Source organism: Bradyrhizobium sp. P5_C12 (assembly GCF_054049735.1).
The window spans coordinates 1-23,237 of the sequence record NZ_JBFULU010000053.1; the positions used below are offsets into that span (position 1 = coordinate 1).

Annotated in this window: 21 protein-coding genes; 12 read left to right on the top strand and 9 right to left on the bottom strand. The window is 62.1% G+C overall.

Features of this window, described 5'->3' with window-relative positions:
• The coding region (locus tag ACXJMY_RS31910) for an Lrp/AsnC family transcriptional regulator (protein WP_456623317.1) at positions 1-369 on the bottom strand (369 nt) is incomplete at its 3' end.
• 225 nt (positions 370-594) lie between these two features.
• Between ACXJMY_RS31910 and ACXJMY_RS31915 the strand changes: the two genes are divergently transcribed.
• Positions 595-1,920, top strand: coding sequence for an NAD(P)/FAD-dependent oxidoreductase (locus ACXJMY_RS31915; protein ID WP_456623318.1), 1,326 nt, complete (start codon positions 595-597; stop codon positions 1,918-1,920).
• A 103-nt stretch (positions 1,921-2,023) separates the two neighbouring features.
• A complete protein-coding gene (locus tag ACXJMY_RS31920; RefSeq protein ID WP_456623319.1) occupies positions 2,024-3,274 on the top strand; it encodes a D-amino acid dehydrogenase in 1,251 nt (416 codons plus the stop codon).
• A gap of 704 nt (positions 3,275-3,978) precedes the next feature.
• Here the strand turns inward: ACXJMY_RS31920 and ACXJMY_RS31925 are convergent.
• The 6 genes from ACXJMY_RS31925 to ACXJMY_RS31950 all read right to left on the bottom strand — a co-directional run bounded on the left by ACXJMY_RS31925 (position 3,979) and on the right by ACXJMY_RS31950 (position 10,055).
• Positions 3,979-5,295, bottom strand: a complete 1,317-nt coding sequence (locus ACXJMY_RS31925; RefSeq protein ID WP_456623320.1) for an NAD(P)/FAD-dependent oxidoreductase — start codon at positions 5,293-5,295, stop codon at positions 3,979-3,981.
• A gap of 199 nt (positions 5,296-5,494) precedes the next feature.
• Positions 5,495-6,811, bottom strand: a complete 1,317-nt coding sequence (locus ACXJMY_RS31930; protein WP_456623321.1) for an NAD(P)/FAD-dependent oxidoreductase — start codon at positions 6,809-6,811, stop codon at positions 5,495-5,497.
• A 121-nt stretch (positions 6,812-6,932) separates the two neighbouring features.
• Positions 6,933-7,679: an amino acid ABC transporter ATP-binding protein gene (locus ACXJMY_RS31935; protein WP_456623322.1), complete on the bottom strand. Its 747-nt coding sequence runs from the start codon at positions 7,677-7,679 to the stop codon at positions 6,933-6,935.
• Entirely contained in the window at positions 7,676-8,494 is an 819-nt protein-coding gene (locus ACXJMY_RS31940; RefSeq protein ID WP_456623323.1) for an amino acid ABC transporter permease, read from the bottom strand. Before ACXJMY_RS31940 ends, ACXJMY_RS31935 begins: the two co-directional genes overlap by 4 nt.
• On the bottom strand, positions 8,491-9,207 hold the full coding sequence (locus ACXJMY_RS31945; RefSeq protein ID WP_456623324.1) for an amino acid ABC transporter permease: 717 nt from the start codon (positions 9,205-9,207) through the stop codon (positions 8,491-8,493). Before ACXJMY_RS31945 ends, ACXJMY_RS31940 begins: the two co-directional genes overlap by 4 nt.
• A gap of 17 nt (positions 9,208-9,224) precedes the next feature.
• Positions 9,225-10,055: a transporter substrate-binding domain-containing protein gene (locus ACXJMY_RS31950; RefSeq protein ID WP_456623325.1), complete on the bottom strand. Its 831-nt coding sequence runs from the start codon at positions 10,053-10,055 to the stop codon at positions 9,225-9,227.
• 198 nt (positions 10,056-10,253) lie between these two features.
• Here ACXJMY_RS31950 and ACXJMY_RS31955 point away from each other — a divergent pair, with 198 nt between their 5' ends.
• Positions 10,254-11,024: an IclR family transcriptional regulator gene (locus ACXJMY_RS31955; RefSeq protein ID WP_456623326.1), complete on the top strand. Its 771-nt coding sequence runs from the start codon at positions 10,254-10,256 to the stop codon at positions 11,022-11,024.
• Positions 11,025-11,059: 35 nt separating this feature from the next.
• Here the strand turns inward: ACXJMY_RS31955 and ACXJMY_RS31960 are convergent, their stop codons facing one another.
• Complete coding sequence (locus tag ACXJMY_RS31960; protein ID WP_456623327.1) at positions 11,060-11,821, bottom strand: GntR family transcriptional regulator; 762 nt, start codon at positions 11,819-11,821, stop codon at positions 11,060-11,062.
• 77 nt (positions 11,822-11,898) lie between these two features.
• Here ACXJMY_RS31960 and ACXJMY_RS31965 point away from each other — a divergent pair, with 77 nt between their 5' ends.
• The 7 genes from ACXJMY_RS31965 to ACXJMY_RS31995 are packed head-to-tail and all read left to right on the top strand — an operon-like array spanning position 11,899 to position 20,539.
• Positions 11,899-13,215: a M20 family metallopeptidase gene (locus ACXJMY_RS31965; protein ID WP_456623347.1), complete on the top strand. Its 1,317-nt coding sequence runs from the start codon at positions 11,899-11,901 to the stop codon at positions 13,213-13,215.
• An 18-nt stretch (positions 13,216-13,233) separates the two neighbouring features.
• Positions 13,234-14,781: an ABC transporter substrate-binding protein gene (locus tag ACXJMY_RS31970; RefSeq protein WP_456623328.1), complete on the top strand. Its 1,548-nt coding sequence runs from the start codon at positions 13,234-13,236 to the stop codon at positions 14,779-14,781.
• A 15-nt stretch (positions 14,782-14,796) separates the two neighbouring features.
• Positions 14,797-15,744 (top strand): ABC transporter permease, encoded by a 948-nt coding sequence (locus ACXJMY_RS31975; RefSeq protein WP_456623329.1) that lies wholly within the window; start codon positions 14,797-14,799, stop codon positions 15,742-15,744.
• The gene (locus ACXJMY_RS31980) at positions 15,737-16,567 is read left to right on the top strand and encodes an ABC transporter permease (protein ID WP_456623330.1); all 831 of its coding nucleotides are present in this window, start codon (positions 15,737-15,739) and stop codon (positions 16,565-16,567) included. The genes ACXJMY_RS31975 and ACXJMY_RS31980 overlap by 8 nt, the downstream gene beginning before the upstream one ends.
• Positions 16,564-18,138: a nickel ABC transporter ATP-binding protein NikE gene (nikE, locus tag ACXJMY_RS31985; RefSeq protein WP_456623331.1), complete on the top strand. Its 1,575-nt coding sequence runs from the start codon at positions 16,564-16,566 to the stop codon at positions 18,136-18,138. The genes ACXJMY_RS31980 and nikE overlap by 4 nt, the downstream gene beginning before the upstream one ends.
• A gap of 18 nt (positions 18,139-18,156) precedes the next feature.
• Positions 18,157-19,371, top strand: coding sequence for a M20 family metallopeptidase (locus ACXJMY_RS31990; protein WP_456623332.1), 1,215 nt, complete (start codon positions 18,157-18,159; stop codon positions 19,369-19,371).
• A gap of 40 nt (positions 19,372-19,411) precedes the next feature.
• The gene (locus ACXJMY_RS31995) at positions 19,412-20,539 is read left to right on the top strand and encodes a M24 family metallopeptidase (RefSeq protein ID WP_456623333.1); all 1,128 of its coding nucleotides are present in this window, start codon (positions 19,412-19,414) and stop codon (positions 20,537-20,539) included.
• A gap of 288 nt (positions 20,540-20,827) precedes the next feature.
• Here ACXJMY_RS31995 and ACXJMY_RS32000 read toward each other — a convergent pair whose 3' ends face one another.
• Positions 20,828-21,715 carry a LysR substrate-binding domain-containing protein gene (locus tag ACXJMY_RS32000; RefSeq protein ID WP_456623334.1) on the bottom strand — a complete coding sequence of 296 codons (888 nt, stop codon included), beginning with the start codon at positions 21,713-21,715 and terminating at the stop codon, positions 20,828-20,830.
• Positions 21,716-21,940: 225 nt separating this feature from the next.
• On the opposite strand from ACXJMY_RS32000, the gene ACXJMY_RS32005 reads away from it, so the two are divergent.
• Positions 21,941-22,309, top strand: coding sequence for a nuclear transport factor 2 family protein (locus ACXJMY_RS32005; RefSeq protein WP_456623335.1), 369 nt, complete (start codon positions 21,941-21,943; stop codon positions 22,307-22,309).
• Between the two features lie 50 nt (positions 22,310-22,359).
• Positions 22,360-23,169, top strand: a complete 810-nt coding sequence (locus ACXJMY_RS32010) for an MBL fold metallo-hydrolase (RefSeq protein WP_456623336.1) — start codon at positions 22,360-22,362, stop codon at positions 23,167-23,169.
• The last annotated feature ends 68 nt before the right edge of the window (positions 23,170-23,237 follow it).

Consider the following 23,237-nt stretch of genomic DNA (forward strand, 5'->3'; position numbering starts at 1 on the left):
CTCCATGATCGTCTGGTACTCGCCGATGCTGGCGGCGACGAATTTCAGCATGTAGTCGTAACCTCCCGAGACCAGATGGCATTCAATCAGCTGGTCGACTTTCTCAACCGCGCTCAGGAAGCGGGCAAAGTCGATCTGTCGATGGTTCTTCAACGTCACTTCCGTGAACACGGTCAGCGTCTGTCCCAGCTTGCGCATGTTGATCTGGGCCGAGTAACCCTCGATGTAGCCCTCGGTCTGCAGTCGCTTCACGCGCATGAGGCATGGGCTGGGCGATAGGTTGACCAGCTCGGCCAGCTCGACATTGGTGACGCGGCCATTCTTCTGGAGCTCGTGAAGAATCTTGATGTCAATCCGATCGAGTTTCATTGATCGCCCTCCACTCCTCAACGCGCAGCAGAAAATTCTGCACAGCGAGCAAAAAGCTTACTTCTCTCGCAGCCGACGTCCGTCACTGACATGTATCGTTCGGACAGAACGCCGTTTTGCAGTACACCGAGGATACAGCATAAAATGCTGGACCACCATCGAATCCGGTGCCGTCTACGCGAATGCGCGATCTAAGATGCAGTCATCGAAATCCAGGAACACAGGATGCCCGCGCCCCTCTGTCAGATTGAGACCTCGCCTGATCTTCCCGACCGCGCCGACGTGGTGGTCATCGGAGGCGGCATTATCGGAGTGTTCGCGGCCTATTATCTCACCTTGCGCGGCCTCAGCGTCGTTCTCGTGGAGAAGGGGCGGATTGGAGCCGAGCAATCCAGCCGAAACTGGGGTTGGTGCCGCCAGCAAAACCGCGATGCTCGAGAGCTGCCGATGGCAACCAAGAGCCTGGACCTGTGGGAGAGATTTGGCGCTGAAAGCGGAGAGAACACCGGTTTCTCCCGCTGCGGCCTCCTGTACCTGAGCAACGATGAGGCCGAGCTGGCGGGCTGGGCGCGCTGGTGCGACTTTGCCCGSGGCGTGAACGTCAGCACTCGCATGCTCGATGCGACCGAAGCTACTTCCCATGGCGCAGCCACCGGGCGCGCCTGGAAGGGCGGCGTCTTCTCGGCGAGCGACGGCATCGCCGATCCCTCCAATGCGGCCCCTGCGGCAGCGCGGGCCATCCTCAAGGGTGGAGGCACCGTGCACCAGATGTGCGCGGCACGTGGATTGGAGACTGAGGGCGGCCGGGTGAGCGCGGTCGTGACCGAGCGCGGTACGATCCGCACCAAGGTCGCCATATTGGCAGGAGGCGCGTGGTCCTCCTCCTTCTGCCACCAGTCCGGCATCCGCCTTCCGCTTGCCTCGATCCGCTCGTCCATCCTTTCGGTCTCGACGGCCGTGAAGGGCTTACCCGATGCATTGCATACCTCCAGCGTTTCGGTCACGAAACGCGGCGATGGCGGATATACACTCGCCATCAGTGGTCGAGGGCGCGTTGATCCGACAGCCCAGCAGTTCCGCTTCGCCCCGCAATTCCTCCCGATGTTTCTGCGGCGCTGGCGCAGTCTGCTCCCCGGCGGCCTCGAGGGTGTGTGGTCGGGACATGAAACACTCCACCGTTGGCGGCTCGACAGCCCTACGCCGATGGAGCGGGTTCGCATTCTGGATCCGGCGCCCGATCGAAGCACAATTGAACTCACGCATCGGCGCGCCCTCGACCTCTTACCGGCCCTGAGGGACACGAAAATCACCGCTGCATGGGCGGGCTACATCGACTCGACGCCCGACGGCGTGCCAGCCATCGGAGAGGTTTCATCTCTACCCGGCCTGATATTGGCCGCGGGCTTCAGCGGACACGGCTTTGGTATCGGCCCGGGCTCCGGCCACCTGGTCGCGGATATCGTGACTGGGGCGGCGCCAATCGTTGATCCGAAGCCCTACCGACCAGATCGCTTCGCTGGCTTTACGGTCGGAAAAGTTTCGGATTTCTGAGTGGTGGCCTGCCGATGTCTGAGGGGTATCGGCTGAGGCGATAGCGCCTGCAAAGCTTGAACACTGACCTCACCGGGTTGCCGCAAAGCGAGTAAGAGGATTCATGAAAGTCACGGTGTTGGGTGCGGGGGTGATCGGCGTCACGACCGCATATCAGCTTGCAAGGTCCGGACATGAAGTGACAGTCGTTGATCGCCAGCCAGGACCAGCGCTGGAAACAAGCTATGCGAATGCGGGCGAAATATCGTTTGGATACTGCTCACCTTGGGCGGCTCCAGGGATTCCGCTGAAAGCCCTTAAGTGGATGCTGATGGAGCACTCACCGCTAATCCTTCGCCCGAAACTGGACCGCGCGATGCTGTGTTGGCTGTTTAGGTTGCTCTCAAACTGCACTTCCCACCGCTACGCGCGTAACAAGAGCCGGATGTTGAGGCTTGCGGAGTATAGCCGCTTAGCGCTTGCTGCCGTACGAGCAGAGACCGGGCTGACTTTTGACGATCGCATGCAGGGAACGCTGCAGCTCTTTCGGACTCAACGGCAACTCGACGCCTCAGCAAAGGACATCGAGAGGCTTTCAGCAGACGACATTCCCTATGAGATCCTTGATCGCGACGGTTGTATCCGGATCGAGCCGGCACTGCATCATGCTCGCGATCGCATTGTCGGCGGGCTCCGAACTCCAAACGATGAAACCGGTGATTGCTTCAAGTTCACCAATGGACTTGAGAAAGCCGCTGCCAGGCTTGGAGTGACCTTCCGTTACGGCGAGACCATCAAGGATTTGGACGTTGGGAACGGACAAGCGCGCGGAGTTCTCACGAACAGGGGTGTCATTCGTTCTGATGCGATAGTCGTCGCGCTCGGCAGTCATTCGCCGCTCTTGCTGAAGAAGGCCGGAATCTCACTTCCTGTATACCCCATCAAGGGCTATTCGCTGACGATATCGATCAGTGACGCATCGCGCGCGCCTCAATCAACCGTGATGGATGAGACCTACAAGATCGCAATCACCCGTCTCGGCGAGCGCATTCGGGTGGGCGGAATGGCCGAGGTGTCAGGGTACACCAACGACCTAGGTTTGGCGCGGCGGCGTACGCTTGAGCACTCCGTGATGGACCTATTCCCCGGCGGAGATCCGAAGACCGCAACTTTCTGGTCTGGCTTGAGGCCGATGACCCCCGATGGGCCTCCGATCATCGGACCGACGGCAATCCGCAATCTGTTTCTCAATACGGGCCACGGCACATTGGGCTGGACGATGAGCTGCGGCTCGGCGCGGGTTATTGCGGATCTGATCTCCGGCCGAACACCCGAGATCGAGACGGCAGACCTCGGGCTGTCCCGTTACGATTGATCCGAGAGAGTGAAAATTTCCACGTCGGGTAGCCGAGACTACCCGTCAGTGCTCGACTGTCCTTCCCCTGCCCTCAGAAACTTTCGGTCGCTCCCGTCCGCCGACCACACGCGGCCCCACCAACTGGGAAGACCCGCTCACATTGGCTTTCGCGAGATTTTTCCTTGATCTCCCGGTGCACACGTCGTGCACACACCGCCTCCTAACCGCCTGAAAAGCTTGAGCTCTCGCTCCAATCCAGCATGGGGGCTACAGAGAATTTATATTCCATATCAACGACTTAGAGAATTCATTGATCCAATGCAACGGGAAGCGACGGAATTTTCCCGTTGAAGATTGAGGCGAAGTCCTGATGTCATGCAGCCGGCTCGCTGCTGTCACCGTGGGACGGAAGCGGAAAAACGTGACGATCCAACAGCTGGCTGGTCAAACAGGCTTATCAAGCCATCTTGTCAGCGCTTCAAGCACCCGATTGACGACGATGTTCCCGGCTCTCGGATGGCCTCCGGGTCTTCCTTTAGTCGGAGCGACGCGCTTCCTGCAGCGACATCCTGCCTGCCTGTTCTGTGCTCGGTTCGAAGGCGTACCTACGGCGCATCGCGCTACCACGGATGCGCCGGGCCGGACCCTGGCGAGATAGTCGAGGTCGCGAAGGGTGGAAACAGCAGCGGCCGACTTGATCTTGTTTGGCATGGGTTGGAAAATCAGGCGGCTCTCTTCAGGCGTTTGAAGCGCTCCATCCGGAAGGGGGCAGGATCGACACAGGGTGTCGATCCGATCACCAGATCAGCCATCAGAGCGCCCGCACCAGGGCCAATACCGAAACCGTGACCGGAGGAACCTGTCGCGAGATAGAAGCCCGGAACGGAGTTGACCGGCGCGATCACCGGTACAGCATCGGGCGTAACGTCCATGAGACCAGCCCATATCTTCGTGATCCTTGCGTCGCCGAACGCTGGGAAGGCCGCGCGAAGATGGCTCACGCCGCCCTGAGCGAATCGCTGCGACGGATCCGGATCGAGAATGCGGACCTGCTCGAAAGGCGTAACCTCGTCACTATTCCAGCGTCGAGCCATCGACAACTCACGAAAGAACTGGCCGCCGATGCGAAGCGTCAGTTCATTCCAGCTCTTGATCAGCGTCGGCGTATAGTCGCAGAACAAACGGAAGCTGTCCGGCGTGATCGGGGCGATGTTGGCGTTGCGTTGGGCGACGGTAAAGCCGCCGTCCAGGCGGCGACGGAAAGCGAAGTTGCCTGCACCGACTGGAAAATTCGGAACGCCGTCGACCGAGGACAGGCGGACAACGCTGCCAAGGATCTTCAGGACAGGAAGATCGATGCCCAGATTGCCGGCGAAGAGGCGCGACCAGGCTCCTCCCGCCAGAACCACGGACGAACAGCGGATCTCACCGCGCTCGGTCACGCAGCCGCTGACCCGGCCCGCCGATCGCTCGATGGAACGGACCGCACAATTGGTGAGGATATGCGCGCCCTTGGCGGCCGCTCCTCGCGCGATCGCCGAAGCTGCAATGAACGGCTCGGCCTTGCCATCGCTCGGCGTATGCAGCGCGGCGCGAAACGGCTTCGTCGCACCGGGAATGAGGGTCTCTAGCGCCTCGCCACTCACAAGGTGGGAATCGAGACCAAGCGAAGTGGCGTGCTTCAACCACGCTTCATGCATCGCAACGTCGGCATCGGTGTCGCAGAGATAGGCGATGCCGCCCTGACCAAAACCTGTTTCGCCGTCGATGCGCGCGTTCATGCCACGCCAGAGCCGAAGACTCTCGATGGCAAGCGGCAACTCGGCCGGGTCGCGCCCCATCTGGCGCACCCAGCCCCAGTTTCGCGACGACTGCTCCGCCCCGATCAATCCCTTCTCGCATAAGGCAACGCTGACGCCGCGCTCAACCAGCGAGAGCGCTGTCGATACGCCAATGATGCCGCCACCGATGATGACGACGTCCACCTTCGCGGGCAGTTCCYGCGGCGTGACGACGAGGTCGGGAATTATTCTGGACAAATTGTCCTCCTTCAAGACGAGCGAATGGAAGGCATGCGGATCAGACGTTTCTTGCCGCCCTGAAGCGGACAACCAGGCGTTCGGTCCGCTCGGGATCGGTGAAGACCGTGATGTCGCCAAACAGGAGATCGGCTTCCGCCCCGCTCATGAGGCCCCAGAGACCGACGCATCGCGGATCGACAACCCGTGTGCCGCTATTTCAGCGTCCCGGACGATCGAGAAAATCGCGCAGGCGATACCAGCCGGCAAACAGCGGCACGAACCACGGCTTGCCCGAATAAAAGGGCACGGCTGTGAATGTCTCGCGGTCGAAGGCCGAGGGCATGTTCTGCTCACCGAGAATTTTGCGCRCTGTCTGGTACCCAAGAAAGGTCATCAGCGCGACGCCGTTGCCGTTGCAGCCAGCCGCGAAATCCGCGCCGTCGCGGGCGCCGAGATGGGCGATCTTGTCGACGGTCATGGCCACGCGCCCGCTCCAGGCATGAGTGATCTTCACGCCCGCAAGCTGCGGCCAAACGGCCAGCATGCGCGCATAAAGCCGCTTCGCGGCAAGCTTGTCGGGCATGTCGAAGATGCCCGGACGCGAACCGAACAGAAGCCGCGTCCCGTCAGGCGACGGCCTGGCGTAGATCAAATCACGGCGCGTGTCGGACACCATGCGGGCCTGCGGAATGAGCTCGGCCAAGAGATCGGCCGGCACCGGCGCGGTGGCAATCTGATAGCTCTTGACCGGCACGATGCGGCTGGCGAGGCTCGGCGTCGCATCGGCGGCGGTGTAACCGTTTGTGGTTGCGACGACGTGGGCAGTCCGAATGCTGCCTCGAGCGGTCGGCACGATCTTCTCTCCGCTCGCACCATCCTGTACGACACCCGCACGCGCATGCGAGCGCAGCATGACGCCAGCGGCGCGCGCCCGGTCGCGTAGCGCCTTGTGATACTTGCCCGGATGCAGACCGCCATATTCATCGATCACCATGCCGCCATGGTAGTAGTCCGAGCCGATCGCCGCCTGCTGATGCGCGCGATCGTAGAAATGCACGGTCACGCCCGTCTTTTCCGCCAGGAGCGTGCCATGCCGCTTCAGGGTTTCGTAATCGCCCGCGGCGTGGGCGCCGAAAAAGCGGCCGGTGAGCGCAAGACCCGCATCCAGCTTCTCCGTCTCGACCAGCATCTTCAGATAATCGAAGCTCTCGTTGCTCTCGCCGATCAGGCGCGAGAAGAGCGCCGGATCGATCCCCTTGATCGCGCCACCAACCACCAGCTTCTGGCCACTCGACACCATGCCGCCCGAACGCGTCGAGGCTCCCTCCCCGATCCGGTCACCGTCGATGACGACGACGGAGCGCCCGGCGCGCGCCAGATGGGTCGCCGCATTCAGCCCGGCATAGCCCGAGCCAATGACCACGACGTCGGCTCGCTGCGGCAGCGGATCGAGATCGGTCTCCGGTTCTGCGGCCTCCCACCAGTAGGGCGCGTCCTTGAAGTCCTTGGCGTAGATGTCGTCAAAACGAGGCATGATGTATTGGGCCTTCCGGCTCACCTTTCATTTTCATTGCACGTGGGCGCGCAGCGTGCGCCCAATCCCGACGAGTCGTCTGCACCGGTCCGGACGACATTCGCCCGCCCCGGTGATGCGATCAGAGAACCTGACCGAGGAATTCGCGAGTGCGCGGGTCTCGCGGATTGTCAAAGAGTTCTGCAGGCGGCGCACTCTCCACGATCAGACCATGATCGGTGAAACAAACGCGGTGCGAGACGTCCCGGGCGAACTTCATCTCGTGAGTCACGAGAATGCAGGTGAGGCCTTCCTCCACCAGTTCGCGGATCGCGAAGAGCACGTCCTTCACCGTTTCGGGATCGAGCGCAGCCGTCACCTCGTCGAACAGGATCACTTCCGGCTGCATCGCGAGTGCGCGGGCGATTGCCACGCGCTGCTGCTGGCCGCCGGAAAGCTGCCCCGGATAGCTGTCCGCCTTCTCCGACAGCCGCACCTTCTTCAGGAGCTTACGGGCTCGCTCCTCGACTTCGGCGCGATCGTGTCCGAGCACCTGGATCGGCGCCATCATGATGTTTTCCAGTGCCGTGCGGTGCGGAAACAGATTGTACTGCTGGAACACCATCGCCACCTGATGGCGCAGCGCCCGCATCTGCTTTTCCGACCTCATTTCATGCACTCGGTGTGCGCCGACCCGGACAAAGCCGTCGTCCACGGGAATCAGGCCATTGATGCAGCGCAGGACGGTGGACTTTCCCGACCCGGAGGGGCCGATAATGCAGACTGCCTCGCCCTTCTGCACGAACATCGAGATGCCCTTGAGAACTGGGACGTTACCGAAGGACTTGCGGACGTTATCGAGCTCGATCAGCGCGTCGATGCGGTTCACAGGCTTTCTCCCTTCACGGCACGCTCCCACCGACGCGCCACGGCAGCGATCGGATAGCAGTAGGCGATGAACAGGAAGAGGATGGTCAGATAGAAGTAGACGATCACCCGCTCGTTCTCCATGGCCAGCAAAGTATTCAGAATCGTCAGCACGTCCTGGATTCCGGTCACCGTGGCGAGCGCTGTCGCGATCATCAGCAGCGCGTAGAGATTCATCCAGCCTGGGATCATGCGCCGCAGCGCCTGTGGCATGATCACGTGGCGATAGATCTGGCCGGTGCCATAGCCGAGCGAACGTGCCGCTTCCCATTGGCCGCTGTGAATGGACTGAACGGCACCCCGGATCACCTCGGAGAAATTCGCCGCCGTCGGCAACGCAAGGCCGATCACGGCCTTCACGAATGGCGGGAACGGAATGGTCGCGCCGAAGACGTGCATCTCGAACGGCAGGAAATAGAGCGTCGCAAAAAGCAGAACGAGCCACGGTGAATTGCGCAGGAAATTCATCAGCAGAAAGGACGGGACCCGGATCGGTCCGAACCTGGCGAGCGTCGCAAGACCCATGATCGTACCGAGCGCCGTCGCCAGTGCCATGGAGGCGAGCGAGAGAATGATATTAAGGACAAAGCCGCCCGTGATCGGCCAGCCGGACGCCGAGCCAGTGAGAAGCAGAGGAAGCCGCACCAGCACGCGGCTCCAGTGCGCCGAGCCGCCCGCCGCGGCATCGACCCCGATCCAGACGACGACGCCAAAGGCGATCAGCAGCAGAACGGCGCGCTTCTTTCCCTCATAGGAGAGCATGGAGCCCGCGATCAATGCTCCCTCCCGTAACCTGGGAAGGCCATGAAGGCCTCAAGCCTCGCCATTGCGAAGCTGAGAATGGACACCAGCACCACGTATATCAGGAGGACCAGAATCATGACCTCCAGCGTGCGAAACGTGTCATTGTAGATCTGTCCCGCGTAGTACATCAGTTCCGGCACGGTGATGACGGATGCCTGCGACGTCGTCTTGAAGAGGTTGGTCAGGATGTTCGTCAGTCCCGGCAGGCAGATGCGCGTGGCGATCGGCGCCTCGATGCGCCAGAAGCGGGCCCATCGGCCGTACCCCAGTGACCGCGCCGCATCGATGATCGACCGCGGCATGGTTTCGATGCCCGAGCGGAAGGCCTCGATCGCCAGCGCCCCGCCGAAGAGACTGAGCGAAGTCGCAGCGCAGGCAAAGGCACTGAGAAGCGGAACCGATAATCCCGTCGACGGATCGGTCACCCTGAGGCCGAGGGTTGAGAGGGTGAAATAGGCAAACAGCATCTGCAACAGCGGCGGCGTGTTGCGGAACACCTCTACGAACAACTCGATCAGGGCATCGAGCCAGAAAATCCGCAGCGTGAGCCCGAGAGCCCCGAGCATGCCGATGAGGATGGCGGCACTCGATGAGAGCGCCGCCAGCTTCAGCGTGTTGACGAGACCGGTCAGCAGCCATTGCTGGTACGCAGGATCCGCGAGCCAGGAATAATCGAGACCGAACAAAGGCCGCTCCGTGTCCGTCAGTTCTTCTTCGCAGCCGCTGCCTTCGCCCGCGCCGCAATGTAGTCGGAGTGCGGCATGCCGAACTCGGTCTCCCACGCGATCAGCTTGCCTTCGGCCTCGGCCTTCCCGATGGCCTTGTCGACGGCTTCGTGGAATTCGGTGTCTCCCTTGCGGAGGCCGCCCGCCATCGGCTGGAATTCATAGGGTGCCACCGCGATCTTGTAGCTTGCCCAATCGGGCTCCTTGAGCTTCTGCTGAAGCGTCATGTCGTCAAAGACGAAGCCGATGCAACGATTGTCCTTCAGCGCGCGATAGGCTTCCGGCTGGGTCTTGAAGGCCACGAGATTGATGCCGAACTCCTCGGTCATCTTCTTGTTGTAGTAGGAGCCCTGGATGCCGCAGACCGACTTGCCCTTCAGCTCTTCCCACTTGGAGATCGTCGCTTCCTTGGCCGCCAGCACGGACGGGCCGGCAGCGGAAACGTATTCCGTCGTGAAGTCGATGACCTTGGCGCGTTCGGCCGTGACGCCGAGCGTGGCAAAGATCGCATCGATGCGGCCGGCGGTCAGGAATTCGATGCGATTGGAAGCGACGACAGGTACGAGCTCGATCTTGTCCTCGGAGCCAAGGAGCTCCTTGGCAACGTACTTCGCAAGCGAGACCTCGAAGCCGACGACGTCGCCCTTGTCGTTCAGATAGCCATAGGGCACGTAGTCATTCTTCACGCCGACGACGAGCTTGCCGCGTGCCTTGACGTTCTCAAGCGTGCCCGCCACGGCGGCGCCACCAACAAAGGAGGCAGCGAGCGCAAGGGCGGAAACGCCCATCATCCTTTTGAAGCCTGTCATCCTGTTCCTCTGGAAAAATCACGGCCTTCCAGCGCTGTTGCCGCAGCGCCGCGTCAGCCATCAGCTTTTTGCGAATGAAGAAATCAGGTCGCTCAAAAAATATGCACCCTTCTCAAGCGACCTAATTTTCATCATTGGAGACACATCTTTCTCAATGTACAAGTTGCCAAGGCCTCTTTTTTCATAATGTGAGATTCCATGCCGGCGATCGCCCAACCGCCGTCCGGTGGAGCCCAGTTGCTCGACCGGACCGTCATCCTGCTGGATCTCGTCGCCGATGGCGGCGTCGAGGGCCTCTCGCTCAAGGACCTGGCGGCGCGCTCCGGGCTCAATACCGCCACCTGTCACCGCATCCTCAATACGCTGGTCGGTCACAAGCTGCTTGCCCGCGACGACAAGAAACGGCGCTACAGGCTAGGTGCACGCATGGCGATCTACGGCGTCCGCGCTGCTCGCGGCCCCGGTATCATCAGCCGCTGCGAGATCGCACTGTCCCGGCTCAGGCGCCGCACCGGCGACACGACGCACCTGATGGCCCGCTTCAATCACGATTCCGTCTGTCTCGACCGGCGCGACGGTGAATGCATCGTGCCGACGCTGACGGGATCGATCGGCGGCTTCGTGCCTCTCGGCGTAGGTCCCGGCTCGATCGCGATGCTCGCATTCCTGGACGAGGACGAGCAGGACTACATCATCCGCGCCAACCTCGGGCGCTACGCGTCCTATCGCAATCTCACCGAGGACAAGGTTCGGCAGCTGATCGCCGACACCCGCCGCCGCGGTTACGCGGTGGATGTGGGCGAACTCATTCCCGGCATTGCCGGCGTCGGATTGCCGATCATGACGCCGGGCGAAAAGCCGGGCGCCGCCCTTAGCTTCACGTTCCTCTGCGCGAAGCTGAGGCCAGGCGTCCTCGAACATTACGGCGCCCTCCTGAAGGAGGAAATCGACGTGATCGTCGGTCAGTAGGAAGCGTCACGGGCGCGCGGCACGACTCGCAAAGGTTAGCGGATCTCGTTCACGTAGTGATGATGCGCCGTCGTGGCGCGATGCTCGCTCAGGAGCGCAAGCGCACCGGCTTGATCGTACGCCTCCTCGCGGATCACCAGAACGGCGTTCGGCGAAGCCAGCGCAAGCAGACGCCGATCCTCCTTGTCGGCGAGCTCTGCCAGGAGCTTCTCGCGGATCGCCGCGATACGAATGCCGTAGGCGTCGAGCAGATGGAGGTAGAGCAGCGCAGGCACGCTCGCCGCCTTGCGCGGGAAATCCGGCACGCGGCGCGCAACGAGCCGTATTCGCGAGTGCATCACCGGCGCGCGGCCAACACGTCGGATGCGGTGAAGACAGAGCAGCGGCTCACCAACGGCTTCCGTGAAGAGCGCCGCCTCATCTGCGTCTGCCGGCCGCAGTACCACAGACAAGACTTCGGGCACGGAACGCTGGAGGCTGCCGTCTTCGCCGTGAAGTCGGAAATACTGGAAGAAGAAGCGCAGACTGTGTTGCGGTGCGCGGCCGGTCACGACCGTCCCGGTCTTGCGCCGGCGCACCAGCATGCCGTCGGCGGTCAAATCCGCGAGCGCCCGGCGAATGGTGCCGACCGCAACGCCATATCGCGCGGCAAGCGCAACTTCACCGGGAAGCACCGTGCCCGGAGACAGTTCGCCCACCAGGATCGCCTCGGCGATCTGCCGCTTGACGTGCTCGTACAACGGAACCGGCAGGCTCGATGGGCCGCTCGCCGCTGCTTTTGCCTGTTTACCGGTCACCCCTGCCTCATTCTTTGGAATTGACAGCAATCGGCTTCGCCTATTTCTTTATAGAATATAGAAATGAGCCGCCGCAAATGGTTTCTCCACCACCAGGCCCAGGACAGGCCAGCCCGACGCTGATCGACGGTTTCGCCGAGATCGAGCGCACAGCCGAGCGTGCGATCGACGATCTTGCGCGGATGGTGGCAATCGACACGACGTTCCCGCCCGGCGCGGGATACGAAGCGTTTGCCGACTTGATGGAGAGCGCCGTTGCGGCGCTCGGCCTGGACTGCCAACGCGTCAATGTCCCCGAACATTTGTGGCGCGTGGCGGGTGGCCCGGCGCAAGGGCGCAGAACCAATCTCATCGCGCGCCGCCGCTCGGACAAGCCGGTGCTCGGGCTGTATTTTCATGTCGACACCGTACCGGCAGCGCCCGGGTGGACCTCCAATCCGCTCCAGTTGACGCGCGATGGCGATCGCCTGATCGGCCTCGGCGCCGCCGACATGAAGGGCACCATCGCGGCCGTGCTGCTCGCGCTGCGCGCCGCCGACACGATCGGCCTTCCACTCGGCTACGACCCGATGCTGCTGCTTTGCACCGACGAGGAAGGCGGACTCTATCCCGGCGTGCGCTATCTGGCGGAGCAAGGTTTGCTCGAAGGCCACATTCTCAATTTCAATGGTGCCGCGGCGCCGCGCATCTGGGCCGGCTGCTTTGGCCTCTTCACGCTTCTGGTGCGCGTCCGCGGCAGGACGGTTCACGCAAGCGAAGCCAGGACCGCTGGCTCAAGCGCCAACGCTATCGAGGTTGCACTGCCGATCCTCAATGCGCTTGCAACATTGAAACCAGAAATCGCCGCACGGACGTCCGCCCTGCCTGCGCAGCCGCATGCAACGCATCCGCTCGCAGCCCAGCTTGATATTTCAGCAGCCCATGGCGGGCAATGCGGCGGGCAAATTCCATCGCTCTTTGAAGTTCTCGTCTGTCGGCGCTATGCGCCCGAGGAAGACTTTCAGGCCGCGCGTGCCGAAATCGAGAACGCCGTCCTTGCGGCGGCCCCCGGAGCCGACGTCGATGTGGCTCTCACCGGCCACCTGATGCCGACATCCGATCCGACAGGCCGGCACTGGCCGCGCTGGCAGGAGGCGCTGTCGGTCGGATTCGGATACGCACCGGACGATTTCGCCAAATGGGGTGCGACGAGCTGTTCCGATTTCGGCTGGGTGCAACAGACCGGAATGCAGGAGATCCTGCTGGCCGGCCTCGTTCGGCCGGACAGCTGCGTTCACGCGCCCGGCGAATTCACCACGCTCGCCGACATCGTCGCGTTGGCGAAATCGGTCCTTGCCTATCTGTCCGCCGAATTCCATCCCGATCTGTCTCCCGAAACACTCGCCGCCCGCTAACTCAAGGAGCACCCATCCATGCTGTCCGTCAGTCGCCGTCTTTTCCTCGCGGGAACCGCGATCGGCCTCGCCGGTCTGCCCAGGATCGCCTTCGCCGAAGCCCCGAAGCGCGGCGGCCTGCTCCGGATGTCGGTCGACCAGGCAGCATCGGTCATCCATCCGATGCTGGCGCGCGTGAACCCGGAATATCTCGTCACCGAACTGCTCTACTCCAACCTCACCCGGCTGAAGCCGGACATGACCGTCGAGCCGGACCTCGCGATCTCCTGGGAACCCAATGCGACGCTGACCGAGTGGACTTTCAAGCTGCGCCCGGGCGTGACGTTTCATGACGGTTCGCCACTGACCTCCGACGATGTCGTCGCCACCATCAACGCCATCCTCGATCCGAAGACCGCTTCCCCCGGCCGGACCAATGTCGGCCCGATCAAGGACGTCGCCGCGGTCGATCCGCTGACCGTCAAGTTTACGCTCACAGGTGCCTATGCCGACCTGCCAGTGGCACTCACCTATCTCAACGCGCGCATCGTTCCGGCCAAGGTCATCGCCGGCGACCTCGCGAGCCTGTCGACCACCGCCAACGGCACCGGCCCATTCAAGCTGGCATCCTACGAGCCCGATCGCCGGATCGTCGTCGAACGTAACCCCGCTTATTATGATCCGGCGCGGCCCTACCTCGACCGCATCGAACTGCTCGTCTATCCGGACCGCACCGCCGAGGCGTCAGCAATGATCTCCGGTGAGATCGATTTGCTGCTCACGACCACGCCGGGTGAATATGAGCGCCTCGTCAAGGCCAATGGCGTCAAGGCCCTGCGCACCCCATCCGGCCAGTTCCTGAATATCAACCTCGGATGCGACCAGAAGCCGTTCAACGACGTGCGCGTTCGCCAGGCCCTGGCATTGGCGGTCGATCGCGAGGCAACCGTGGGCTTCGTCGCGGGCGGCTATGGCACGCCGGGCAACGACACGCCGCTGAGCTCCGCCTACCACTTCTACAAGAACATTCCGCTGAAGAAGCCCGACATCGCCAAGGCAAAGAAGCTCCTGGCTGACGCGGGCTATCCCAACGGCATCGATTTGACGCTGGTCGCCTCCGACAGACCGTCGACCCGCACGCAGCTCGGCGTCGCGGTTCGCGAGATGGCCGCCGCAGCCGGTTTCCGCATCAACGTGCAGACCATGCCGCATGCCACCTATCTCGACCAGGTCTGGAAGAAGGGCAATTTCTACGTCGGCTTCTACAACATGCAGCCGACCGCCGACGCCATCTTCAACCTGCTCTACACGTCGAACGCGGCCTGGAACGAGACCCGCTGGAACAACACGGACTTCGACGCCGTCATCAACGCAGCCCGCGTCGAGACCGATGAATCCAAGCGGACAGCGCTCTATGCCAAGGCGCAGGAGATGATGAACACGGAAGTACCCACGGTCATCTCGGCGTTCTTCGACCTTCTTGCGGCACAACGATCCTATGTCGAAGGTTACATGCTGCACCCGCGCGGCTCGGTGTTCCGCCTCGACACGGTTTCGCTCGGCGCCGGTGCGCCGAAGCGCGCCTGACGCCGGAGACGTTGGGTGTCGCTCACCTGGTTTGCGCGCCGTCTGATGCTGATGGTCTACACCGTCATCGTGGTCTCGATGCTCGTGTTCGCCATCACCCAGATCCTGCCGGCGGACGCAGCCCAGTCGCTGCTCGGCGAGAATGCGACGCCGGAAATGCTGGCCGCGCTCAGGGCAAGGCTCGGGCTCGGCGGTCCGGCCTGGCTGCAATATGGGCGCTGGGCCGGCCGCGTGTTCACCGGCGATTTCGGCATCTCGATGCGCACGAGCCAGCCGGTCGGCCCGGAAATGCTGGCGGCGCTGTCGCGCTCGCTGCTGCTTGCCGTGTCGGCCATCCTGGTCACACTGGCTGTTGCCGTGCCCCTCGGCGTGGTCGCGGCGCTGCGGCAAGGCAGGCTCACCGACACGGGCGTCAGCCTCATCGCCTATCTCGGGGTCTCGCTGCCGGAATTCGTCACCGCGACGCTGCTTGTCCTTCTGCTGGCCGATACGTTGCATTGGCTGCCGGCGACCGGCTACGTCTCCCCACTGGAGGATTTCGGCGGCGGCATCCGTCATCTGGCGCTGCCGGTGCTCACTGTCTCGGTGATCCTCGTCGCGCACGTCATGCGCATGATGCGCTCCGAGACGCTCGACGTGCTGAAATCGGACTATATCCGCGCCGCGCGCTTGAAAGGCCTGCCGGAACGCACCGTGCTGTTTCGCCACGCCCTGCGCAACGCGCTGTTGCCGGTCGTCACCATCATCGCGCTCGACGTCGGCTATTTGCTCGGCGGCATCATCGTGATCGAGGAGATATTCGCCATTCCCGGCATCGGGCGGGCGCTGATGATCGCCATCACCACGCGCGACCTGCCGTCGATCCAGGCGGGCGCGTTGATCATGGCCGCGACCTATGCCGTCACCAACACGCTCGCAGACATGGCGTACGCCCTTCTCGACCCGCGGATCCGCTATGACTAACCTGTTCGTCCGTCTGATGCGAAAGCCGCAGGGTTTTGTCGGCGTCGTGCTCCTGGCGCTGATCGCGGCCGCTTGCCTGTTCGGGCCCGCATTGGCGCCCTATGCGCCGGAGAAAATCGATTTTCTCGGCCGGTTTCGCGCACCCGGCTGGCAGAACTGGCTTGGCGCTGATCAATTCGGCCGCGACGTCCTGAGCCGCCTGATGGTCGGCGCGCGTTCGACCGTGCCGCTCGCTTTCATCGCCACCGTCGTCGGCAGCGCAGCCGGCGCGATCATCGGCATTGGCTCGGCCTATCTCGGCGGACGAACCGACGAGGCCATCATGCGTACCAACGACGCCGTGATGGCGATCCCAGGCCTTCTGATGGCCCTGTTGCTGGTCTCAACGCTCGGCAACGGCGCCGGCAATGCCGTCATTGCCATCGCGGTGGCCTTTGCGCCCGGCATGGCGCGGGTGACCCGCTCGGCCGCGCTCAACGTGCGCAATCAGGACTACGTCAAGGCCGCCATAGCGCGTGGCGAGGGAGCGCCCTGGATCATCTTCCGCGAGATGTTGCCGAACGTCATGGCGCCGATCGTGATCGAATCCACCATCCGCGTGTCCTTCGCCGTCATGCTGTTCGCAACGCTGAGCTTTCTCGGCGTCGGCGCCCAGCCGCCCGCATCCGAATGGGGGCTCATGGTGGCGGACGCGCGCCAATACATGCATCAGGCGCCGTGGGGATTGATTGCGCCCTCGGCCGCGATCGCACTTACCGCCATTGCCTTCAACCTGGTCGGCGATGGTCTTCGCGACGCTCTCAATCCGAAGGACGAGCGGTGACCTCAGCGCTTTCGATCCGGAGCTATACGCTCGACTACATCACGTCAGCCGGGCCGGTACGCGTACTGCACGACATCTCGCTGCAGATCGCGCCGGGCGAGGTGCTGGGCCTCGTCGGAGAATCCGGGTCAGGCAAGAGCTCGCTTGCCTGGGCTCTGATGCGCCATCTACCCGACAACGCCCGCGAAGTCGCAGGCTCGCTGCGGCTAGGCGATGTCGACCTTCAGCGCCTGAGCCCGCGCGAGCTGACCGAGATCCGAGGACGCCGTCTCGGGATGGTGTTTCAGGATCCTTCGACATCGCTCAATCCGACGCTCACCATCGGAACGCAAATCACGGAAGCGTTGATACGGCATCGCGGTCTCAAACCGCGCGACGCTGACACGCTTGCCATCGATCTGCTCGGTCACGTCGACCTCAACAATCCTGCTGCAATCATGCGGCGCTATCCGCATGAAATCTCCGGCGGAGAAAAACAGCGCGTCGTCATTGCCACCGCCTTTGGCTGCCGACCCGACGTCATTCTCTTCGACGAGCCGACCACCGCACTCGACGTCATCACTGGCGCGCGCATCCTCGAGCTGTTCGCGCGATTACGCCGGGAGACGGGCGTTGCCGCGCTCTATATTTCCCACGATCTTGCACTTGTGACGCGCGTCGCCGACCGGGTCGCGGTTCTGGAGCGCGGCCGCCTGGTTGAGCAGGCGCCGGCGGCCGAGATCTTCCGCGCGCCGCGCCACGCCAACACGCGCGCACTTGTGGACGCCGTGCCTAGACCGGAACGTCGTCTTGTCCATGACATGCCGCGCGACCAGGTCCTTCTGGCGGCCTCCGAGATCGAAGTCCAATATGGCAGCGGCGGGCTGTTCCGCGACGCGCCGCCCCCGGCCACGAAAAAGATCGGGCTTGAGGTTCGTGGCGGCGAGATCCTCGGTCTCGTCGGCGAGTCCGGCTCTGGCAAGTCTTCGATGGCGCGCGCCCTAACCGGACTTGCGCGCTTCTCAGGCACAATCTCCTTCGACGAGCACGAGATCCACGGCATGCGCGACATGAACGCCGCTTACCGCCGCGACGTGCAGATCATTTTCCAGCATCCAGATTCGTCACTCAATCCGCGTCACAGGATCGACGAGATCCTGTCACGTCCTCTCAAGCTCTACGGCGGCCATCTTGCAGATATTCCCCGCCTGCTCGACCAGGTGCGACTGCCCCAATCCTACGCCAACCGCTGGCCGCATCAGCTTTCAGGCGGCGAGAAGCAGCGCATCGCCATCGCGCGTGCCTTCGCTGCGCGGCCGAAACTCGTGATCTGCGACGAGATCACCGCGCCGCTGGACGTCTCTGTGCAGGCCCAGATCATCGAATTGCTGCTGACGCTGCGTGAGGAGACTGGAACCGCCTTTCTCTTCATCACCCACGATCTCAACCTTATCCGTCAGATCGCTCACCGCATCGCGGTGATGCGCCGGGGTGCAGTGGTCGACCTTCTGCCCGTCGAAGATTTCGATGCGAACCACGTTCATCCCTACACCCGCGAACTGATGGCTGCTTCCCCCGTGCCGGTCGGTTGACGACAAGGACTTCCTGCCATGGACCACAACGCACTTCTCGCTCGGATCGACGTGCCCGCTGCCCTCGATCTTCTGTCACTCATGGTGCAGCACAAGAGCTACTCCAGATCGGACGACGAGAAGCAGCTCGCAGCCTTCATGGCTGGCCGCATGCGCGAGATCGGCCTCGATACCGAGCTCACAGCCTTCGGCAATGAGGGGCGCGTCAACGCCGTCGGCCGCTGGAAGGGCAGCGGCGGCGGCAAGAGCCTGATGTTCAACGGCCATCTCGACACCAACCCGGTGACCGAAGGCTGGACCGTCGACCCTTGGGCAGGCAAGGTCGACGACGACTTCATCTACGGCATCGGCGTTTCCAACATGAAGGCCGGTGATGCCGCCTACTTCTGCGCGGTCAAGACGCTGATCGACGCCGGCGTCAAACTCAGCGGCGACGTCATCCTCACCTATGTGGTCGGCGAGCTGCAAGGCGGCGTCGGCACCTACTCGCTGGTCGAGCAGGGACTTCGCGCCGACTATTTCATCAACTCCGAGCCGACCGACCTGAAGGCCATGACCATGCACGCCGCAGCGTTCATGTTCATCATCGAGCTGACCGGCAATACCCGTCATCTGTCCAAGCGCGAAGAGGCGGTCGATGCGATCACGGCCGCGTGCGACCTCATTCCGCGCCTCAATGCGATGAAATTCTCGGGCGCCCTCTCGCCGGAGCATGAGCGGATCAATCGCGTCCATGTTGGCGTCGTGCACGGCGCGCTCGGCCGCGAGTTGCACGAATGGCGCACGCCCCAGGTTGCGGACTTCGTGCGGATCAAGGGCTCGGGCCGCTACGCACCGGGCCAGTCCGAAGCCAAGGCCCTGGCCGACATGCGCCGCGAGCTCGACGCACTCGAAGCACGGTTTCCCGGCCTCAAGGCCGAGATCATGTCGGAGGACCGCTCCGGCGTGCCGACCATGCCGCCATTCGAAGTGGCACGCACGAGCCCGATCGTCCAGGCCGTCAACCGCGCTTATCGCGCAGTACGCGGAGAAGAGCAGCCGACGGGCGCCGTCGCCCCGAGCTGCTTCTACGGGACCGATGCTGGCCATCTGCACTATTACGGCGGAATGGAAGGCATCGTCTGTGGCCCCGGCGGCCGTTACAACACAATGCCCGATGAACGTGTCGACATCGGTGATTTCATCGACATGATCCGCATCTACATGCTGGCCATTCTGGAGATTTGCGGATAGCGGGCGCTGAAACGCGCGCACCTGATACCACGAAGGATGAATGGCAATGTTGTTTCCGATCGACGAATATGAGGCGCGCGTTAAGCGCGTGCACGAGCAGATGGCCGCTCGCGAGCTCGATGTCCTCATCGTCGACCAGAGCGAGTTCCTTGCCTACCTCACCGGCTTCTCGATCTCGGAGAACATGTACCGGGCCTGCCTTCTGCCGCGCGACGGCGAGCCGATCATGATCCTTCGCGCCGTCGACCTTGGCCCGTTCACCGAGAGCTCGTGGCTGTCGCGCTCCGTTGCCTTCGCCGATTGGGAAGACCCGATCCGGATGCTCGCCGACACCATCCGTAGCCTTGGCTATGCGACAGGCCGCGTCGGGCTCGATGAGGATTCCTATTGCATGCCGCTCTCCCGCTTCAAGCAGCTCTCGGCGCAACTGCCAGACGCGCGCTTTGTCGACTTCTCCGGCGTGATGGCCGAGCTCCGCGCCAGGAAGAGCACGAGGGAGATCGCCGTGCTCCGGCGCGCTGCCGCGATCGGCGACCTCGGCATCGATGCAGCTCTGAAAGCCTCCGGCGAAGGTCGATCGGGCCGCGACGCGGCAGCGGCCGTCTATCAGGTCTTCATGCAGGAAGGCGCGGACGCCGCACGCGCGGGGATCATTACCGCCGGCGTCGGCAACGCGTTCCTGCACGGCGGACTGACCAAGCAGCCGCTGGCCAAGGGCGATATCCTGCATATGGAACTGTTGCCCTATATTGACGGCTACAGCGCCCGCCTGATGCGCTCGGCCGTGATCGGAGAAATCGACCCGCGCCGGTCGCATCTCGCCCGGCGGCTCATCGATATCCAGGACCGGCAGTTCGAGGCGATCAAGCCTGGAGCCGACGCCGCCGAGGTCGACGCTCTGGCGCGAAACGCCATGCTCGCCGATGGACTACGGCCCGACTACCCCAACATCACCGGCTATTCGCTCGGCTGCTATCCGCTCCATAGCCCGCGCACCAGTGACTTCTCGCGCATCTTCCTGCCCACGGCCCATTGGACGCTGGAGGAAGGCATGGTGTTTCACATGTACGTCTCCGCCGATGGCATCGCGATCAGCGAGACAGTGCTCGTCACCGAGACCGGGCACGAGTGTCTGACGCGCTCGCCGCGGCAAGTGTTTCAGGTCTGAGCAACGCGCGACCCAGAGACGTGCACGTCCCGACCTGGGGCGACTCCTACCCACTTCAGAAGGCCTTCTCACATTGGCTGTGATGAGATTTTTCTTGATCTCCCGGAGCACACGTCGTGCACACGGCGTCGTCTAACTGTTTGAACATCCTGAACTCCTGCACGATGAAGACATGCACGAAGTTGGAGAGCCCCTCGCCGGTCAAAGGCAGCCGTGATGGCGTTGCTCAAGACTGCACTCGGCAGCATGAAGCTGTCCGCGCTCATGATACAGTTCGTCGCGTGCCAACTATTGTGAAGAGGCTCGCAGCGCGTTCGTTAGTGCAGACAGCGCGGCCGGCTGATGCCGACGACTGGGGTAATACATGAAGAATCCGGCAATTGGCGGCGTCCAATCTTCCAGCACACGAATGAGGCGATGTTTCGCAACATGCTCTGCGACCTGCTCTTCGAATGCGAGTCCCAGGCCGGCGCCAGCGAGTGCCGCCTGAATCACCAGGTGGGTATCATCGATTATGAGCGGGCCGTTCACGCCGACCGTGACCGCCTTTCGTCCCTTCTCGAATTCCCACCTATATGGACCGCCCGGAAGACGCAGGCTTATGCACCGATGGTCATTTAGATCCTTGGGCTTCCGGGGAATGCTTCGTGATGAAAAATAGCCAGGCGATCCGATCACCGCCAATCTCAGGTCCTGGGTGAGCCGCACCGCGATCATGTCCTTTTGAATGTACTCGCCGAGTTGAATACCGGCGTCGAACTCGCCCGCAACGAGGTCCACAGGACCAGTGACAGTAACAACGTCAAGAACGATATCAGGGTAGGCTTCCGCGAATGCCGTGAGCCGCGGCAACAATACCATCACGGCTGCCGACCGGGACATTACAATTCGAAGGCGCCCTGCAGGTCGGTGCCGAACGTTTCGGGCTTCGTTGACAGCACGAGCAATTTGCTCGAGTGCCGGAGACAATTCTTTCAAAAGAGCGGCGCCTGCGGCGGTTGGTGCGACGCTCTTGGTCGTTCGAGCAAGAAGCTGCAGCTCGAGCCGTTGCTCAAGTCCCCGGATCGTGTGGCTCAGGGCAGACTGAGACACACCAATCTTTGCCGCAGCCCGCGTAAAGCTTCGTTCTCTGGCGACGATTGCAAACGTAGCGAGTTCGTTCAGTTCGTTTCTCATGACTTATGAATATTCCTCATAACCCTATCTTATGCAACATGCCTAGCCTCATAAGCCACTTTGTCCTAGGTTCGGCCAACAAGGGAGATGTGAGCCGACCTTCTGCAGGTTTCGGCCGGCTTGACACTCGGCACGTGTGGTCAGCGTTCCCGGTTTGATGCTCGGAGACCGGACTTTCAGCACGCGCAGTTTCTTCCCATTCCCAACCTTTTGGATAACAGGCCTATGGATACCGATGCTCGTGCCTTGCGCTCCCTGGCGCAGATCTATTTCGACAGTGCCTATGAAATGGATGCTGACAAATTCGCGTCTCTATTTCATCCATCGAGTTCCGTGACCAAGGTCGGCGACGACGGCAACGTGAGCGTGACGCCAATTGCGACGTGGCTGGCAGCTGTCCGCAATTTGAAAGCTCCGAAACAACAGGGCCTGGAGCGCCAAGATCAGATCCTGTCAATAGACATTGAGGGAGAGCTCGCGCTTCTAAAGCTGAAATTGCAAATTCCGCCACGCTACTTCACCGACATGTTGTCATGCCTAAAGGTCAACGGAACCTGGAAGATCGCTCAAAAAGTGATGACTTCGAAGATCTGACGGCTTCGGTATCGTTTTGAGAAAATGAATCAACGCCTGGCAGGTTGTCCGTGGAAGCTCTGTCACAAAGCGCCAACACCTTGGGCTGCGCTTCGGGATCGTGGAGGATTTGGTCGCTCTCTGATGGATATGTCGACCTGCCCGCCGAATCCCTCAACTATCCAGACAACAAAGTATGCAGGCAGACCGAACCGCCTCAGCGGGACGCTTCGCTAGTTCGATTATCGGTCAACTGCTTCCTGTTCGATCGCTTTGGCATGGATCGCGTCTTGATCGACTGTGGAGCGGGCGGGAGTTGGGACCCGACCATGGGTCACCTCGTGGAGGCGATGGCGGAGGCAGGCATCGACACGTCATCGGTTACGACGATCGCCCTCACTCATGCTCATGGCGACCACATCAATGGACTCCTCATGCCTGACGGCCGACGAGCATTTCATGGCCTGAGGAAGATTGTGATAGGGGAAGACGCCGTTGAGGAGTTTCTTGCCGAGCCAGTGTTGGAGGAGTTTCGTTCACTCCTTGCCCCAATTAACGGAGGAGATCGGCTGGCCGATCATTTACTGGCGGTGGATATACCTGGGCATGCTCGGGGTCATATGGGTTATCTCCTCAACACTGACGAGGACGATGTCTTATTCTGCGGCGACCTTATCCACGTTCCCGCCGCACAGTTTTCCCGTCCCGAGCTTACCTGGGCCTATGACGATGACGAAGCCGTGGCGAGGGCTAGCCGGATCAAGCTGCTCCAGGACGCGGCACATGCACATACGTGGCTAGCCGGCGCTCACCTAGGTCGACCAGGCATCGGCAGAGTGGTCGAGGAAGGGCAAGGATATGCGTTCATTCCGGTCGCGTAGCGGCCCGTGATCTCGATTGATGCAACGGTCGCAAGCGCGCGGCTGCCCATATTCGACCCGAGCAAGTG

Bases quoted from the DNA above. Each gene is read 5' to 3' on its own strand.
- ACXJMY_RS32005 (WP_456623335.1), top strand. From the start codon at position 21,941: ATGGATACCGATGCTCGTGCCTTGCGCTCCCTGGCGCAGATCTATTTC.
- ACXJMY_RS31970 (WP_456623328.1), top strand. From the start codon at position 13,234: ATGCTGTCCGTCAGTCGCCGTCTTTTCCTCGCGGGAACCGCGATCGGC.
- ACXJMY_RS31965 (WP_456623347.1), top strand. From the start codon at position 11,899: ATGGTTTCTCCACCACCAGGCCCAGGACAGGCCAGCCCGACGCTGATC.
- ACXJMY_RS31980 (WP_456623330.1), top strand. From the start codon at position 15,737: ATGACTAACCTGTTCGTCCGTCTGATGCGAAAGCCGCAGGGTTTTGTC.
- ACXJMY_RS31995 (WP_456623333.1), top strand. From the start codon at position 19,412: ATGGCAATGTTGTTTCCGATCGACGAATATGAGGCGCGCGTTAAGCGC.
- ACXJMY_RS31920 (WP_456623319.1), top strand. From the start codon at position 2,024: ATGAAAGTCACGGTGTTGGGTGCGGGGGTGATCGGCGTCACGACCGCA.
- ACXJMY_RS31990 (WP_456623332.1), top strand. From the start codon at position 18,157: ATGGACCACAACGCACTTCTCGCTCGGATCGACGTGCCCGCTGCCCTC.
- ACXJMY_RS32000 (WP_456623334.1), bottom strand. From the start codon at position 21,715: ATGAGAAACGAACTGAACGAACTCGCTACGTTTGCAATCGTCGCCAGA.
- ACXJMY_RS31955 (WP_456623326.1), top strand. From the start codon at position 10,254: ATGCCGGCGATCGCCCAACCGCCGTCCGGTGGAGCCCAGTTGCTCGAC.
- ACXJMY_RS31950 (WP_456623325.1), bottom strand. From the start codon at position 10,055: ATGACAGGCTTCAAAAGGATGATGGGCGTTTCCGCCCTTGCGCTCGCT.